Source organism: Stenomitos frigidus ULC18 (genome assembly GCF_003003795.1).
Taxonomy (GTDB): Bacteria; Cyanobacteriota; Cyanobacteriia; order Leptolyngbyales; family Leptolyngbyaceae; genus Stenomitos; species Stenomitos frigidus_A.
Genome location: NZ_PVWK01000051.1, coordinates 24,604 through 41,726 on the forward strand (window position 1 = coordinate 24,604; position 17,123 = coordinate 41,726).

Annotated in this window: 13 protein-coding genes; 9 read left to right on the forward strand and 4 right to left on the reverse strand. The window is 51.4% G+C overall.

The genetic code is table 11. The features are described from left to right. The first annotated feature begins 1,123 nt into the window (after window positions 1–1,123). The 6 genes from C7B82_RS08810 to C7B82_RS08840 all read left to right on the forward strand — a co-directional run bounded on the left by C7B82_RS08810 (window position 1,124) and on the right by C7B82_RS08840 (window position 10,627). Window positions 1,124–1,306: a hypothetical protein gene (locus C7B82_RS08810; RefSeq protein WP_106255927.1), complete on the forward strand. Its 183-nt coding sequence runs from the start codon at window positions 1,124–1,126 to the stop codon at window positions 1,304–1,306. Between the two features lie 289 nt (window positions 1,307–1,595). Further along, window positions 1,596–2,696, forward strand: coding sequence for a cyclic nucleotide-binding domain-containing protein (locus C7B82_RS08815; RefSeq protein WP_106255928.1), 1,101 nt, complete (start codon window positions 1,596–1,598; stop codon window positions 2,694–2,696). A 124-nt stretch (window positions 2,697–2,820) separates the two neighbouring features. Then, window positions 2,821–4,260 carry an NHLP bacteriocin system secretion protein gene (locus C7B82_RS08820; RefSeq protein WP_106255929.1) on the forward strand — a complete coding sequence of 480 codons (1,440 nt, stop codon included), beginning with the start codon at window positions 2,821–2,823 and terminating at the stop codon, window positions 4,258–4,260. Window positions 4,261–4,306: 46 nt separating this feature from the next. Next, entirely contained in the window at window positions 4,307–6,529 is a 2,223-nt protein-coding gene (locus C7B82_RS08825; protein ID WP_106255930.1) for an NHLP family bacteriocin export ABC transporter peptidase/permease/ATPase subunit, read from the forward strand. After that, on the forward strand, window positions 6,522–9,443 hold the full coding sequence (locus C7B82_RS08830) for an NHLP bacteriocin export ABC transporter permease/ATPase subunit (protein ID WP_106255931.1): 2,922 nt from the start codon (window positions 6,522–6,524) through the stop codon (window positions 9,441–9,443). Before C7B82_RS08825 ends, C7B82_RS08830 begins: the two co-directional genes overlap by 8 nt. 212 nt (window positions 9,444–9,655) lie before the next feature. Continuing rightward, window positions 9,656–10,627, forward strand: coding sequence for a Tll0287-like domain-containing protein (locus C7B82_RS08840; protein ID WP_106255939.1), 972 nt, complete (start codon window positions 9,656–9,658; stop codon window positions 10,625–10,627). 31 nt (window positions 10,628–10,658) lie between these two features. Here the strand turns inward: C7B82_RS08840 and C7B82_RS08845 are convergent, their stop codons facing one another. Together C7B82_RS08845 and C7B82_RS33100 are read right to left on the reverse strand one after the other, a co-directional pair. After that, on the reverse strand, window positions 10,659–11,798 hold the full coding sequence (locus C7B82_RS08845) for a serine/threonine-protein kinase (protein ID WP_219904160.1): 1,140 nt from the start codon (window positions 11,796–11,798) through the stop codon (window positions 10,659–10,661). A 77-nt stretch (window positions 11,799–11,875) separates the two neighbouring features. Beyond that, window positions 11,876–13,831, reverse strand: coding sequence for a serine/threonine protein kinase (locus C7B82_RS33100; RefSeq protein WP_219904162.1), 1,956 nt, complete (start codon window positions 13,829–13,831; stop codon window positions 11,876–11,878). 759 nt (window positions 13,832–14,590) lie between these two features. On the opposite strand from C7B82_RS33100, the gene C7B82_RS08855 reads away from it, so the two are divergent. The 3 genes from C7B82_RS08855 to C7B82_RS08865 all read left to right on the forward strand — a co-directional run bounded on the left by C7B82_RS08855 (window position 14,591) and on the right by C7B82_RS08865 (window position 16,742). After that, complete coding sequence (locus C7B82_RS08855) at window positions 14,591–14,980, forward strand: AbrB family transcriptional regulator (RefSeq protein ID WP_106255934.1); 390 nt, start codon at window positions 14,591–14,593, stop codon at window positions 14,978–14,980. A gap of 167 nt (window positions 14,981–15,147) precedes the next feature. Next, window positions 15,148–15,294 carry a hypothetical protein gene (locus tag C7B82_RS32105; RefSeq protein WP_181357412.1) on the forward strand — a complete coding sequence of 49 codons (147 nt, stop codon included), beginning with the start codon at window positions 15,148–15,150 and terminating at the stop codon, window positions 15,292–15,294. 74 nt (window positions 15,295–15,368) lie between these two features. Further along, entirely contained in the window at window positions 15,369–16,742 is a 1,374-nt protein-coding gene (locus tag C7B82_RS08865) for a protein kinase domain-containing protein (protein ID WP_106255936.1), read from the forward strand. Window positions 16,743–16,759: 17 nt separating this feature from the next. On the opposite strand, the gene C7B82_RS32110 is transcribed toward C7B82_RS08865, so the two are convergent. Beyond that, a complete protein-coding gene (locus C7B82_RS32110; protein WP_181357413.1) occupies window positions 16,760–16,903 on the reverse strand; it encodes a hypothetical protein in 144 nt (47 codons plus the stop codon). A 15-nt stretch (window positions 16,904–16,918) separates the two neighbouring features. Beyond that, the coding region (locus tag C7B82_RS33105) for a hypothetical protein (protein WP_219904164.1) at window positions 16,919–17,123 on the reverse strand (205 nt) is incomplete at its 5' end.

Consider the following 17,123-nt stretch of genomic DNA (forward strand, 5'->3'; position numbering starts at 1 on the left):
AGGTAACCTAAGTAAAATTCAGGAATGGCATCGATCAGGATGTGTTTTGGTCAGGCGAAAGGATGCTTTGAATCCTCAGCAGGACTACACACGATCGCCGCTTCATTCCAGCAAACGATCGCGGTTCTGAGCATTACCTGAATTTTTCTGAATTTTTCTGAGTAATCGTCGTTTTTCTCCTTTGTCTTCACTCAACTCAACTCCTGGATTTAGCTCACAACTTCTAGATTGTGAGCAAGCTGATTCAGGCATACAGTGACGGCAGCAAGGGAATGAAGCCTTAAGCATATTGTTACCTTGAGACCTTAAGAACGGTTACTAAAGATAGCCTAAAAAAGACGGCCAGTCTCTTATTTACATTGCTTTAGTTGACCTAAACGAACCTTTTAAAAAGTAAAAATTCTAGCTTGGGAGGCACCTATGAACCGTCGAGTACATTGGAAAGAACTACTGCTACACCTCATTCTTTGGTTAGCGACTGAGCTCATTCTGAATTTGACTGAACTTAGTGATTTATCAAATTACAGCGAGTTTGTTTTACAGCAAAATAGGCTTGAACTCCGAAAAGCATAAATAGTGCATCAATAGGAGCTAAATAAGATTTGTTAATTTTTGCTTAGCAAGGTAAAAATGCTTGAGTCAGAAGCCAGAATGAATTGTCGGTGAGAGAGAAGCGCGATCAGGCAAACTTTTTTGCCAAGAACCTCAATTTTCCTGAATTTTTCTATATTTACATTATTTTGGGGATTCCCTATAGTACTGGATACAACCAATACTAATCGGTTGAGCATTCTAGTTTCTTCTCATTCATGCTTTGATGAGAGTTCATGCTTCATTACAAACGCTTCAAAACTGACGAAAAAAGGCTTTAATCACTATGGGCCAAATTTTCGTTCCTGATCGCACAAGCAGCATGGTTGTCCGATCGGTGCTGTTAGTAGTGAGGGCAGCGTGTGAAGAACGCAGCCATGTCATACTCCCTTTGCCTGTTGTAGAAGCGTGCCCTTGGCGCATTTTTGATCGTTCTTCATCACCCGTATGGGTGGCAGCGTTCAAAGAAGCAGAATTCGTTTCCTGATTGAGTCCCACCCGATTCCCGTTACCAAGACCAGGAGGAGCATCTATGTCTACCGATCGTGCCAGCGACAATCAAGCACACCCCAGCAGAACGCTAGAGAATGTCACCGCAGCCACCGGGGCAACCTCAACTGCTGAAACAGAAATATCGGATGAAACCTTAGAAGCCGTAGCTGGCGGTGGTGTCGCCAAGCCGCCGTTGCATCAGCCTCTGGTTGGTCATGGTTGAGCCATCGCTGCTGCTGTGACGCATTGTGTCAGCGTCTCATCATCGTTAACGGCTGCTCCATAGACAGCATTTTCCCAATGAATCGTCGCAGTCTTGTGCCTGCAGATTGCTGGTGAATTGTTTGATCTCTTTGCTTTAACGATCGCTTCACTGCTTTGACGCACTGTAAAACACCCCCTGCAGCCTGTGGCGCTTCTGAAGCTTGTCTGCACAAAATCCTTGCCTCGTCGGTCGTTCGCAGCAACTATGCATCCTCGTGTCGTGAGTAAACCATAAGGCGTTATTGGTTATGACAGAAGTTCTACTTCAAGAATTAAGTAACAGCGACATTAACTGGATGATCGCTACCGGCAAGCGTGAGGAAATTGCAGCAGGCGAGGTCTTGCTTCAGCAAAATGAAGCCGCTCATACCCTCTATCTCCTTCTAGAAGGAGCCTTAACCATTGGGATTCCCCAGGCGGAAAGCGATCCGTTAGCCCTTGCCTTCTCAGTGTTGGAAGGTCGGGAAACCACGGAACGAGAGATTGCTCGCATCGCCAGCGGTGAACTGGTGGGTGAAGAATGCTTTCTCGATTCCCGTGCGCCTTTTACCATTGTTCGGGCATTGGAAGATTCACTCGTTTTAGCGATTCCACAAAGTCAAATCGTCGCCAAACTGCAACAGGATGTGAGTTTTGCCGCTCATTTGTACCGCGCGATCGCCGTTTTGCTTTCTAACCGACTGCGGTCTGTCGTGAACCAGCTTGGCTATAGCCGCTTTGCCCAAAGCGCTCAAATTCGAGAAGTCCTCTTTGTGTTTGGCGAATTGAGCGATAGCGATATTGATTGGATTATTGCGGCTGGGCAGCGGGAAGAGATCCCGGCGGGCAAAATCCTGATCCACAAGGGTCGGCCGGTGGACGGGCTGTACATCTTGCTCAATGGCACCATGACGGTTTCGATCTCAGACAATGACAACAATCCCCTGGCGATCGTCTTTGCCTCCCTGGACAGCAGTGAAGACCCCGGTCGTGAAATTGCTCGCTTGCTGCGCGGCGATATTGCCGGTGAAATGCCCTTTGTGGACGATCGCCCACCTGAAACCACCATTAAAGCGCACGAAGATTCTCTGGTCTTGATGGTTCCCAAACAGCAGTTAGTGGTCAAGCTGCATCAAGATGAGGTATTTGCCTCTCACTTTTATCGAGTCATTTCAATCTTGCTCCTCAATCGCTTGCGTGATATCAGCAGCCGATTGGGCTATGGCCGACGCACTTACGACGAAGGTCAGGCGTTGGATAACAACATCGAATATGAAGAAGAATTAGATTTCAATGTGCTGGATCACGTCTCCTTAGCAGGCGCACGTTTTGATTGGTTGCTGAAGTGCCTCAACGTGAAAGGAGCGTGAGCGATGATTGCATCCTTTCAAGAAGCCATACGCTTTTGGCATGGATACGGAATGCCGTTAAGCCAATCAAACTATCTGTAACTAACGATTAATTTCAATTTGCACTGTACTGGGGTGATGCCAAATGTTAGACCAAAAGCGTGAACTCTTCAGGAAAGAACCCCTGGCGCGTTTATCGTCTCCAGAGCAGTTAGACCAATTGATGCAAGTGGTTGGGCCGAAATCCTGGCTGCCCTTAGCGGCTTTGGGTGGACTCACCTTTGTGGCGATCGTCTGGAGCATTGTCGGACGGCTACCCATTACTGTGACGGGGCAAGGCGTATTGATTCGGCCTCAAAAAGTGGTGTTGGTGCAAACACCCGGTGCCGGACAGATCTTGACCATCAATGTGAAAGCGGGAGATGCGGTGAAGCAGGGTGAGACGCTGGCCACCCTCGATCCCGATCCGGAGCTGAAGAAGCAACTACAGCAAGAACTCAGCAAACTTTCAGAGCTGCAAGATCAAGATCGACAAGCCAATGCCCTCCAGGGGCAGCGAATGGAGCGGGAAGGACAGTCCAGTACCCAACAGCGTCAGACCCTGCTCAAAAGCCTACAGAATGCGCAAAACCTGACTCCAGTGTTGCGAAACAAAGACCTGGAATCACTGCGCGCCGATCGCCAAAGCTTGCAGCAGCGGGTGCAAGCGCTGCAAACTCTACTGCCGGTACTACAGGATCGGGTCAAGAAACGGCAGCAAATCTTTGAGGAAGGTGCCCTGTCTAGCGAAGTGGTGCTACAGGCACAGCAGGAATACCTGAATAACCAGGCAACGCTGGCCGATGCCCAGTCTCAATTGAAGCGACTGGATACCAAAGAAGCAGAGGCAGAGCGTCAGTATCTCAGTAGCTTGACCAACATGTCTGGTATCAGCGCCCAATTACGGGCCTTAGATAGCCAGGAAACGGGTTTAGCGCAGCAAAACCTGGAGACGACGAGCAGTCGCCAGAATCGGCTGCAAGAAGTCAAACGCAGCATCGCTCGCCTGGAAGTAGAAATCAAGGAAAAGAGCAAAATTCTCAGCGGGTACACCGGCAGAGTCGAAGAAATTGCGGTGAAGCCGGGGCAAGTCATTGCAGCGGGCAGCACTATCGCCACGCTCAATGCCGAAACGCCCTCTGACAAGTTGGTCAGCGTGACCTACTTTACGGTGCAAGATGGCAAGCGCATTAAGGCTGGCATGCCCGTACAGGTCACCCCCAGCACCGTCAAACGTGAGCGCTTTGGTGGCGTTCTGGGCTCAGTGACTAGTGTGTCATCCCTACCTGCTACGCCTCAAGGTGCGTTGGTACTGATTGGCAATGAAGAAACGGTGAAAAACCTGATGTCGGGCGATCGCACGATCGAAGTGTTCACCCAGCTTCAAGAAGATCCCACCACGGAGAGCGGCTACAAATGGTCGTCTTCAAAGGGCCCAGCACAAAAGCTTTCGGCTGCCACCACCACCACTGTGCGGGTCAAAGTCGGGGAGCAAAGCCCGATTAGCTACATCATTCCCCTGCTGAAGTCAGTCACTGATAGTTGATTCGCCTTCGTGATCGCCCCATCCTCCTCGTAGATCCATCAGTCACATGGCAAGCATTCTGGGTTTCAAACTTTTCGAACCAAACGTCTCTGGCAGGGTCAAAACGCCGACCCTCCTGCAAATGGAGGCGGTGGAATGTGGTGCCGCTGCACTTGGAATCATCCTGGGCTACTACGGTCGGATTGTGCCACTGCCAGAACTACGGCAGGAGTGCGGTGTCTCACGCGATGGCAGTAAAGCCTCCAACGTGGTGAAAGCAGCTAGACACTATGGCTTACAAGCTAAAGGTCTCCAAAAGCCGCTGGACACGCTGAAGGATCTGCGTCCTCCCTACATTGTGTTCTGGAATTTCAATCACTTCCTCGTACTGGAAGGGTTTGGGCCCGAGCAGGTGTATCTCAATGATCCCGCCACAGGCCCCCGATCTGTTTCGTTAGAAGAATTTGACCAGGCGTATACCGGCGTGGTGCTGGTGATGGAACCGGGTCCTAATTTCAGCCAGGGTGGACGGAAAGCCAGCATCCTCGAAAGCTTGGGTCGTCGTCTCAATGGGGTGCAAGGGGCGCTGTTGTACTGTCTGTTAGCAGGGTTGCTGCTCACGATTCCTCGCTTAGCAATCCCGGCATTCACGCAGATCTTTGTCGATGAAGTGCTGGTGCAGGGTCGGCAGGAATGGTTGCGCTTGCTGATGGTGGGCATGTTGGTGACGGTGGTCCTGATTGGGCTGTTGGCTCGCCTGCGGCTCTATTACCTGCGGCGATTAATGCTAAAGCTGTCAATCGGCATGTCGGGTCAGTTTCTCTGGCATACGCTTCGTTTACCCGTTGGCTTTTATGCCCAGCGGTTTGCCGGGGAGATCAGCAGCCGCCTGGATATGAATGACAAAGTTGCGGGTATTTTGTCGGGTCGGCTGGCCACCACCGTCATTGATGCGGTCATGATTGTCTTCTATGCCCTTCTGATGTTCTTCTACGACTGGGTGTTGACGCTCATTGGCTTCTTCTTTGCCGGGATCAATGTTCTGGCGTTGCAGTTACTCTCTCGCTCTCGTGTGGATGCCAACATGCGTCTGGCACAGGAGTATGGCAAGGTGTCTGGGGTCACGATCGGCGGCATCCAAACGATGGAAACCGTCAAAGCCTCTGGCCTGGAATCCGATCTCTTTGCCAAGTTCGCTGGCTACTATGCCAAAGCCGTGAATTCACAACAGCAGCTTGCCCTGCAAAATCAGATCCTCTCGGTCTTGCCCACGCTGCTCGGCACGTTAATTACGGCCTCCATCCTGGTTGTAGGCGGGCTGCGGGTGATGAATGGCAACCTGACGATCGGCATGCTCATTGCCTTCCAACTGTTGATGGGTAGTTTTCTGGCTCCCGTCAATAGCCTGGTTAACTTTGGCAGTACGCTGCAAGAGCTTGAAGGCGATCTCAACCGCCTGGATGATGTTTTGCAAAACCCCGTCGATCCAGAAGCCGATCGCAAAGAGACCGCCTATCAGATTGATATAGACTCCTTTCGCCTACAGGGCACTGTCGAGTTAAGCAATGTCACCTTTGGCTATAGCCGACTGGATGGCCCGTTGATTGAAAATTTCAGCCTCACGGTGAAGCCCGGAGAGCGGGTAGCACTGGTTGGCGGCAGCGGTTCCGGCAAGTCTACCTTAGCCAAACTCGTGTGTGGGCTGTATGAACCCTGGGATGGTGAGATTCGGTTTGATGGCAAACCTCGATCACAGCTACCCCGATCGGTACTGGCAAATTCAGTCGCGATGGTAGAGCAGGATATCTTTTTGTTTGCTGGCACCGTGACCGAAAACCTCACGCTCTGGGACGACACCGTTCCGCGCAACGATATCATTCAGGCGTGCAAAGATGCTGCTATTAACGACCTTGTACTGCTGATGCCCGGTGGCTATGATGCCGAGTTGATCGAAGCGGGTGCCAATATTAGCGGTGGACAGCGCCAGCGGTTAGAAATTGCTCGCGCCCTGGTGAGAAATCCATCCATTCTGGTACTGGATGAAGCGACCAGCGCCCTGGATGCGGAAACGGAGGTAATCATCGATCGCAACCTCCGCAGACGGGGTTGTGCTTGCATTGTGGTGGCTCATCGCTTGAGCACGATTCGAGATTGTGATGAAATCATCGTGCTGGAACGGGGCAAGGTGGTGCAACGCGGCACCCACGAGTCGTTAAGTCAGGAAGGCGGTGCCTACGGTCGCCTCATTCACCGTGAAGGCGGGGCATTGCAGGAGGTGAGCCATGCTTAAGCAATTAGACGATACGGAGTTGCAGCCGCAGTTACGCACAATCCAGGGAAATCAAGCTGTACTGCTGGATGATCCGGAGTCTTTCTGGATCATCAAAGCAGGCTCCATGTCTGTTTTTACGGTGGCGCTTGCGGACGGCATGCCCAGCGGTGCCCGTCACCATCTTTTCAATGCCAGTGCAGGAGAAGCCCTGTTTAGCACAGCCGACGATCGCGGCATGGAATCTGGTCGCGGTCTTTTGGCGGTTGCTATTGAAGAAACCGAGCTACTCCAATGTTCCATCTGGCAGTTAGGCAATCCGGCAACAACGACTGATCTGGATGCGATTTCCCTGCTAGAAACCTGGATTAATCACGTGAGTGCGGCCCTTAAACTAATGGCAACGGACGCCGTCAGTGTGCCCGCGATCGGCCGCAAGTTTCTCTCCCTAACGCCCGGTCAAACCTTCGAACCGTTCAAAGGCACGGTTGCCTGGGTGCAGGTGCAGCAGGGTACGGCTCGCTGGATGGGGCTGGCTACGGCTCCTCTAACGTCTGCGTCAGCGATGATGCCGTTTAGTCAGGGTCTATGGTTGCAAGCAGAAACGACGATCGAAATTGCGCTGTTAGAAACCAATGAACTGGAGGATCTGGAAACGCTGCTGGCGGGGTTAACCCAATTGCATGGGCAGTTCCTTCACTGCCTTGATATCATTGAGCAACAGACCACAGCAGAAGCGTTTCGGCGGTTTCAAGAACGAGAAGTGCTGAATCGTCAGGTCACCGAGTCCACCTTAGACGCACTCGCCTCGGTTCTGCAGCCTCAGAGCCTACCAGCGCTCCCTACCGATGGCACGCCGCTCCTTGTGGCAGCCGGTGCGGTGGGTAGAGCCATGGCTGTCACGATTCAACCCCCAGCCCGCTCAGAAGCACTCAATCGGGTTAAAGATCCACTAGAGGCGATCGCCCGTGCCTCCCGCTTACGGATGCGGCGAGTGCTGCTGACCCATCGCTGGTGGCAACGCGATAACGGTCCCCTGCTGGCCTACACCGACCCAGACCGCGACCCAGTAGCGTTACTGCCAGCCGCAGCCGGTCGTTATGAATTATTTGATCCCGTCAGCCGACAGCGGGTTCTGGTGGATGAGCAGGTAGCGGCAACGCTGGCTCCCGAGGCTTTCATGTTCTATCGCCCGCTGGGTGACAGCGTGAAGCGTCCGCTGGATTTGCTGTTCTTTAGTCTCAAAGGTCATCAACTCGATCTCATCCTGCTGGTGGTGACGGGGCTAGCAGCGACCCTGCTCGGCATGTTGATTCCGCAAGCAACGGCCATTCTCATCGATAGCGCCATCCCTGATGGCGATCGCGGCCTGCTCTTGCAGTTGGGTCTCGCACTGTTTGCAGTGGCGATCGGTCAAACCGCCTTTGAAATGGCACGGGGCGTGGTCAGCTTGCGAGTTGAAACCGCTGCCGATGCGGTGCTGCAACCGGCAGTCTGGGATAACTTACTCAGCCTCAAACCGTCTTTTTTCCGCCAGTATTCCTCTGGGGATATTCAATCGCGGGTGCTGTCGGTCGGCAAAATTCGGCGGCAGGTTAGCGGGGCGACTCTTCGCACTGTCTTTAGCAGCGTCTTTGCGCTCCTCAACCTGGGGCTCATGTTTGTCTACAGTTGGCAACTCGCGCTCATTGCGTGCGTGCTGGCTTTTATTACAGTCTTTGTGACGATCGCCTCCAGTATGCTCAACCTGCGCCAGGTGCGGCCCCTGCAACAGTTGGATGGGTTACTGCTGGGGTTAACCGTGCAACTGATTAATGGGGTCGCCAAACTGCGGGTAGCTGCTGCTGAAGAGCGCGCCTTTGCCTACTGGGGCAAGAAGTATAGTCATCAGAAAAAACTGATGGCAAAATCCCAGCGGATTGATGATAGCGTCGCTGTGTTCAATGAAGTATTGCCCACGGTGAGCGCCGTACTTCTCTTCTGGTTTGCGATTCTCTTTATTCAGCAGTCGCGTGGCGATGCCACCACGGGTTTGAGTGCAGGTGTCTTTCTGGCCTTTAATGCGGCCTTTGGCATTTTTATTCAAGGGGCAAGAGATTTAAGCAATACCTTGATCAACACCCTGAACATCATTCCGCTGTGGGAGCGGGCACAATCCATCGTCAAGGCGGAACCGGAAGTAGATGCGAGCAAAACCGATCCAGGGCGACTGACGGGTCGATTGGCGCTAGAACATGTCACCTTCCGCTACCGCGAGGATGGCCCGTTGATTCTGGATGATGTCACCATTCGTGCTGAACCGGGAGAATTTGTAGCGGTTGTTGGTCCGTCAGGGAGCGGTAAATCCACAGTCTTCCGACTGCTGCTCGGGTTTGAAACACCTGCCTCAGGCACCGTCTACTATGACGGTCAAGATCTATCGGGCTTAGATGTCAACGCGGTGCGGCGGCAGTTAGGGGTGGTCTTGCAAAATGGCAGGATTAGTACCGGCTCTCTGTTTGAAATTATCACTGGCGGCGCACTGGTCACGATGGATGAGGCGTGGGAAGCAGCCAATAACGCTGGCTTTGCTGACGACATCAAGCAAATGCCGATGGGTATGCACACGGTCATTAGTGAAGGAGCCACTAACCTTTCCGGTGGGCAACGGCAACGGCTGTTAATTGCCCGAGCGTTGGTGCTCAAACCCAAAATTATTTTGATGGATGAAGCCACAAGCGCTCTCGATAACAATACACAGGCGGTGATTACCGAGAGCCTGTATCGCATGAATGCCACGCGGGTAGTGATTGCTCACCGCCTGAGTACGATTCGCGATGCCGATCGCATTTACGTTGTGGAAGCGGGGCGCGTGGTGCAGATGGGTCACTTTGATGAACTGGTGCAGCAGGAAGGGGGTCTGTTTGCACGACTCGCCGCACGGCAGTTGGAATGATTTTACAAACTTACGTTTGATGGAAAAGGGTGTGAACAATTATGGACTTCTTCACGGTCGGCTTATGCCTGGTTTGTTTTTTGATTTTGATCGCCTTCTGGCTGCCTGATGTGTTGAAAAGCTGAAGGCCAGAACGAAGTGCCCCGGCTGCTTTAAAACAGTCGAAGCACTGTACCTCGATGTGAACATTTACCGTCTTGATGGAATTAGCCATGCTCAAACCTCTCCGATCGGTTCTAAACAACTTTAAATTAGGTCAAAAACTGACCCTCCTTTTGCTAGTAGTGTTTGCTGTGGGAGTCGTGGCCAGTGGTGTCGCGCTATCGAGCATCCTGAACACCAGTGCTCAAAATGAAGTCACGTCAAAAGCACTCATGCTCATGACAACGATGATTTCAGTGCGAGATTACACCAACACGCAAGTGAAACCAGAGTTAAAAGATAAATTAGCAACGGAATTTTTACCTCAAACGGTGCCGTCCTACTCAGCACGGGAGGTCTTCGAAAAGGTGCGCACTGATCCGGAATACAAGGAATTTTTCTATAAAGAAGCCACGCTGAATCCCACCAATTTGAGAGACAAAGCCGATAGCTTTGAAGCGCCGCTGGTTGAGCAATTTCGCAAGGATGCCAATCTCAAAGAGCTGCGAGGCTTTCATGATTCTCCCAGTGGCAAACTCTTCTATATTGCGCGTCCACTTCCCATTTCTAAAGACAGTTGCTTGCAATGCCACAGTACGCCCGAGGCTGCGCCCAAGAGCATGATTGAGCGCTATGGCGCGACCAATGGCTTCGGTTGGAAACTCAAGGAAGTGGTGGGCGCACAAATTATCTCTGTTCCTGCTACCACCGTGCTACAAAATGCTCAAAAATCCTTTCTCTTGTTGATCGGCGTTTTCCTACTGATCTTTGCCGCGACAATTCTGGTCGTCAATTTCTGGTTAAAACGGTATGTGGTGCGCCCTCTCAATCGAATGGCGAAGGTCGCAGAAGCGGTAAGTATGGGCGATACAGCGGCAGAGTTTGAGCGCACATCCAATGATGAAGTGGGCAGTCTGGCAGAAACATTTTCGCGTATGAAAATGAGCCTGACGATGGCAATGCAGCGCCTGGAGCAGTATCGTAGTAGCCGTCGCAGCGTTGATCGTAGTGTCGATCGACCACCCAGTTCTCAGGAGCGGTAACGCCACTGATCGGCCTACTGCACTGCTAGCCCTATGGCAGCGCTAACAGCAGACGTTGCCGAAATTTAGTCGCCTGTTCAGGATTGGGAATCTCAGCAGCGACGGCTTCAATGAGTTCTTTAGACGTCACTTCTGGGTCATTAAACAGAATCTCTTCCAGAATGTACTTCGCCATTGGCCCAATATATTGAGTGAGTTCTTGCTGGCAAAGCTCGATAAATTCTGCACTCAAGTTGAAACCCGGTGCTGCGTCACTCACAGCGTTGGCCATGAATGGTTCCGCTGCTAGCGGCATCGCACTCTGGAACCCAGCTTCGGTCGATCGCTCCAACACCGACAGCACTTCTTGAGCCGACTGGTACCGATCCATTGGTTTCTCTGCCACCATTTTGCTCAGAATCGGGCTGAGCCTGGAAGTGCTGCTGACATAGGATTGCCAGCGCCACTCAAGGGAGCGTTGATCAATTAAATCCAGTGGTTCTCGCCCTGTTAAAAGCACAATCGCGGTGACCGCCAGTGCATAGAGGTCGCTACACGGATAACACTGCCCAACCCGAATCTGCTCCGGAGGAGAATACCCAAACTTACCAACAAACGACAGATGCTCTGACTCGTTGGCTGATTGGACACTATTGGCCCAGATCTGAGATACCTTCTGCTTCACCAGCCCAAAATCAATTAAAACTGGTTTCGCTTGTCCCCTGGGCAACATAATGTTGTCTGGAGAAATATCGCGATGCACGATATTGTTTTCATGCAGATGAGCGAGCACGGGCAGCAAGTCTTTTAACCACTGCGTAATCTCCGACTCCGAAAAGAGCTTGCCTTGCTTTTGCCGCTCTCTCAAGAGACGGAAATAGGTTTTACCGTCAATATATTCCTGCACAATAAATAGCTGTTCTGCTTCTTCGAACCAGGCCAGAAATTTGGGCACCTGAGGGTGGTTGATCTTGTACAAAACCCTGGCTTCTCGCTCAAAGAGCTTACGAGAGCGTTGAATGGCGGCCTGATCCGTATTGGTCGGCAAAAAGACCTTCAGGACGCACATTTCACCGCACCGCTCGACATTTGAAGCCAGGTAGGTACGCCCAAAGCCACCCCTCCCCAGAACCCCCTGAATTTGATAGCGGTTCTTGACGACAGTGCCAATTTCAATCTCTGCTTTTAACACGGTTGGGCGGTTGCTGATGATCCAGGATACAGGACAGTGATTTTAGCCTTCAGTTTACTACAGGCTTACGGAGTCGTTTATGAGTTTAGTGACAGTAGTAGACGCTGACGAAACTCTGCTGCTTGTTTGGTATTCGGAATTTCTGCCGCTAACGTCTCAATCAACTGATAAACAGAAAGATGGGGGTTTTGCTCCAACGTATCCTCCACAATGTATTTCGCCATCGGACCAATACAACGGGTTAGCTCTTGTTGACATTGGCTAGCAAAGGTTGGGGTGGGTTGAGACGACGACACTGCTTTGGTCTGACTCCCCGACTGATGGGACGTTGATTGCGGCGGCAGGTTGTCCATTTTTCTGCCTGACTGCATTGCTTGGGTGGGAGTCTCACTCTTAGACAAGGCTGCCAGTGACGTTGCAACACGTTTCTTAAACTCAGCCGCTTGCTGAAGGTCAGGAATTTCTGCCGCAAGCGCTTCAATCAGTTGCTCTTGAGACAAGCCAGGGTGATCATCCAGCGTGTCTTCTAGAATACACTTTGCCATCATGCCGATGTAACGACTGAGGGCTTGCTGACACAGGTCGAGAACCGTTGAGTCTAAGTGGGGTAAAGCGCCTTCAAACGCTGTATCAATTGGCAAGGGCTCAAAGTCCTGGCTTCCAATCGGTTCTGCTGATTCAAGGCTTAATCTAGGCATGAATTGAGTGTCCAATGACGTGGCAACACTCTTCTTAAACTCAGCGGATTGTTGAGGATCAGGAATTTCAGCCGCAAGCGCCTCAATCAATTGCTCCTGGGACAGACCAGGGGTATCTTCCAGGGTGTCTTCTACAATACACGTTGCTACCACGCCAATATACTGGCTGAGGGTTTGCTGGCACTGCTTGAGAAACGCTGGGTCTAGATCGGAAAACGCTTCAGCCTGGCTGCTAAATTGCAGTTGACCGAAAAGGGAACTTGTCGATCGGTCAGCGTCTGTATCGAGTAAGGCAGCCGCATAGTCTACCGAAGTATCGAGATCAGGGTCTGTATAACGTTCATTCCTCAGGGAATCGGCCTGCGCCTGCAATTGTTTAAAATAGTCTGTCTCTTCAATTTCAGCAAGTTGCTGATTTTTATCGGTTTCGTCAATCTCAATCTCAAGTGTTAGCGCTAAGCTCTCTCCAGAAAAAGTAGACGGTTGGGGCTGTAGAAGGGCAAGGACTTCTGAGGCCGATTGATACCGATCATCCGGCTTCTCGGCTAGCATCTTGTCTAGAATCGTTGACAGGCGATCGTCAACCTCAACATGAGACTGCCATTGCCATTCCAAGGAGCGATTAATTAAGCCTCCGGGTTCTTTACCCGTCAACAGCACGATCGCCGTTACTGCCAGTGAGTACAGGTCACTGCAGGGGTAACATTGCCCCATACGGATCTGTTCTGGCGGCGAATAGCCAAATTTACCCACGAAGGACGTTTCGGGCGGAGGACTGGAGCGATCGGATGTCATCTCCCAAATTTGCGAAACCCTCTGCTTGACTAGCCCAAAATCAATCAATATTGGCTGCCATTGACCATCGGGCAGCATGATGTTGTCGGGAGAGATATCGCGGTGAACAATATCGTTGCGATGTAAATAATCCAGCACAGACAACAGGCTCTGGAGCCATTGGCTCACTTCCGCTTGAGAAAAGGGTTGGTGCTGATGGGACAGTCGATCATGCAGCAACCGAAAGTACGTCTTGCCGCTAATATACTCTTGAACGATGAACAGACTTTCATCGTGCTCAAACAGTGCTAAAAACCTCGGAATTTGAGGATGATTGATTTTGTATAAGATCCTCGCTTCTCTCTCAAACAGCTCCCGTGCTTTTTGTACCGCATACTGTTTCGTATGAGTCGGCACAAATTCTTTCAAAACACACGGCTCATCAAAACGCTCGACATCAGACGCTAGGTACGTGCGCCCAAAACCACCCCGCCCAAGCACGTCCCGAATTTGATAGCGGTTATTGATTAAGGTTCCAATCCCTATCTTTGCGTCTGCCATGCCCAAGCAACTTGTTGCACCTGAAGATACGAGAATCCCTCGATGTCTGATAGATCTCTAGTAATAGCTGTCTTAACTCTAAACGATTAGTTGAGAAATAAAATAGGAATTATGGGTGGCTCACAACGATTCATATAGAAATCCTATTTGATTTTTGAAAAGCTCCGTACATTTGAAGCTTCGGAAAATTAAAGGTGGTATTTTTCAGAAACCACTCCAACAACCACTTGAGTTGAAGGAACGAATGGGCTAAACCACAAAAATGGCGAATCTAGGTCTTCGCTCAAAGTTACGCATCCTCAATGGGATTTTGTTGAGGACAATTGGGCGCAAAGCGAATGCAGTGAATCTGCCATTGCCGGCTCGGTTGTCCCTCATTAAATGGGCTGAGATAGGCATTGAGCCGAGATACGTGCGAAAGTTGATCATATGAGTGCTAAAGCCCTTCATAGAGAGGCTTTTAGAATCTAGCTCGAAACAGGGCTAATTTTGTTGGTCTCTTGCTAAGGTGAGCAGAAGTGCCACGTGGCATCAGGGTTTCAGCCTCTGAAAACGGGTAAAAACGCCGCTGTACTACCCACTTTTGAGCAAAATTAGTCCAAAACGGGTCCAGAGCCACTAGTACACCCCAAAAAACCGGTTGCTCTTGAACCACTCACTTCCCCGTTCACTCAGCGATCGCGGCCAGCACTCAGTCAATCATTGTGACCCACGATCCAGCATGATAAGAGTGCAGGTTCTTGGCAATAAAGCAGCAGCATGGCGAAACAGAAGACGAGCGAACCCCTGACAGGCGCAGCATTACTGCAGAAGGTAAAGACGTTAGCGGCTCTGAGCAAGACCCAGAAAGCGAAAGCCTGCGGTTATTACACGGTCACGAAGGGTGGCGGGGAACGCGTCAACCTGCTGCAGTTTCTGCAGGCTCTCATTGAAGCGGAAGGCATTGCACTGGACAAACCAGCTGCTGAACGTGGTCGAGATGGGCGCAGTGCGCGTTACCGGATCACGGTGCAAGCGAATGGTCAATTGTTGATCGGGACCGCGTATACCCAGCAAATGGGGCTCCAGCCGGGTGATACGTTTGAGTTGGTGCTGGGGCGCAAACACTTCCAACTCAAACCACTGGACTCTGTCGATGGCGGGGTCTGACACCGTTTCTGGCCAGGAAGGAGCACAGCGCTTAAAAACTTTCCTCGGAGATGTTTCAGACTGTGATCTGGCTGCTTTTAGTCAAGCTGAGGCGCAAAATTGCTGTCAGCGCGTTGGGGCAGAGCGTGATGGCTCCCTGCGACTGCGCTTCGCTTTAACGGCCAATCATGGCGGGGACGGCACACGGTCCCCAGTCTCCGCTTGCAGGCAAGGAGCGACCGCGATCGCGTCGCCAGCGATGGGACAGTCAGGGTACGCAAACCTCGCTCACCTTACCCCTGAACCGTTCTGGTCACGGGTGTCGCGAGCAATGATCTGACGGCTGCGGTTTCTGTTTGTGGCAACGGGAACTCTAGTTAAACAATTCCCAGGCAGTGCTTAAGACCGCATGAGCGATTTTCCTGACTTTACAGAGTACGGCTACCAGATCGATCGCGAACTGGGGCACAACCGCAGCAATGGACGTGTCACCTATCTGGCAATCAATCAGGGCACGCAAGCAGCCGTCGTCATCAAGCAATTTCAGTTTGCTCAAGCGGGGTCTACCTGGTCAGACTATCAGCAGTATGAGCAAGAAATGAAGCTGCTGCAACGCCTCAAGCATCCCAGTATTCCAAGTTTTCTCAGCGCTTTTGAAACACCAACGGGCTTCTGCTTGGTGCAGGCATACAAACCAGCACCCTCATTAGCACAACGCCGTATCTGGACAGTGCGTGAAGTCCGACAGATTGCCGAAGCCTTGCTGAACGTGCTGATCTACCTGCAACAGCAACAGCCACCGATCATTCATCGTGATATCAAGCCAGAAAATGTTCTGGTCGATCGACAAAACAGCTTTAACGTCTATCTGGTCGATTTTGGGTTTGCTCGCTTGGGTGGCGGCGAACTGGCAGTGAGCAGTATGGTCAAAGGCACGATGGGCTTTATGCCCCCAGAGCAACTCTTTAACCGTGAACTAACGGTTGCCTCGGATTTGTACAGTCTGGGTGTAACGCTACTCTGTCTGCTAACGGGCACCCGATCGAGCGATGTGGGGCGACTTATCAACGAAAATTACAGCATTGCGTTTGAGCAACTGCCCAAGCAAGGACGAGCGCTCAAACCTTGGTTGATGGCGATGACGGCACCCAAAGTAGTGCATCGCTATCCAGACGCGCGAGCGGCACTGCAAGCCTTACGCCAGGTTGATCTTGCCCCAATCTCTAACTTAGCCAAACTCTGGAAGGCGCTGTCTGGTGTACGCTTGAGCCTTGCAACCGTAAAACCATCGCGTGTCGCCATCCTTCTCATCACTGCGATCGCTCCTTCCCTGGTTGTTTGGCCATTATTAAGGGGAGATCAGAGTCTCTCTGCTCATCAAGCTCGTTACTATCGGCTCTTGAATCAGGCCAATCTGCTTTTGGAAGAAGGGATAACCAACAGTTCATTCTTGGAAAGTGCGTTACCTGTTTACGACAGTGCGATTCGCATGCACCCTAAGCAGGTCGAAGCCTGGTATGACAAGGGCTTGGTGCTAATGTACTTGCAACGTGATCAAGAAGCACTCCCGTGTTTTGAAACGGCTTTACAACCGGATATGGATCGGGACACATTTCTCATCGAGCAAGTCTGGTGGAAAAAAGCATTCACGCTTGCCAGACTGCATCAGAAAATAGAAGCAATTGCTGCCTACGATCGTGCGTTGCAAATAAACCCCAATCTGTCACGCGCCAGTCTTGAACGAGCGGCGCTCATACAAGGAGATCCAAGATATGCCCCCTAAAGGTGCTGCGTTAGCCGCTATAGGGTACCGTGAGGCGGGGTCGTGCCAAGAACCCCAAAGTGTGGATCGAAGTTGGGATAGACGGAGGGGGCGATCGCGTTGGTTAGTTGCCCCGCGACGCAGCCGTCCAAACAGCGATGGCCGTACTGGCACTTTGGCACCGGAGTTGTGCAAAGCTAAGCAAGGATTGCTTGGAAGGAATGTAATTCAGAGGCAAGAGCGATGTCTTGAAGAGGCAAGCAGAGAGCCTCGACCTGGGCTTTCGCCTTGACAAAGTTGGAGACAAGCACCGTTAAGTAAGTTAAGGAGATTTCTGGCAAAGAATTTACCCAAGCTTCTAGAATATTCTTATGTTCTTGCAAAAAGTAAGGCACAAGCGTT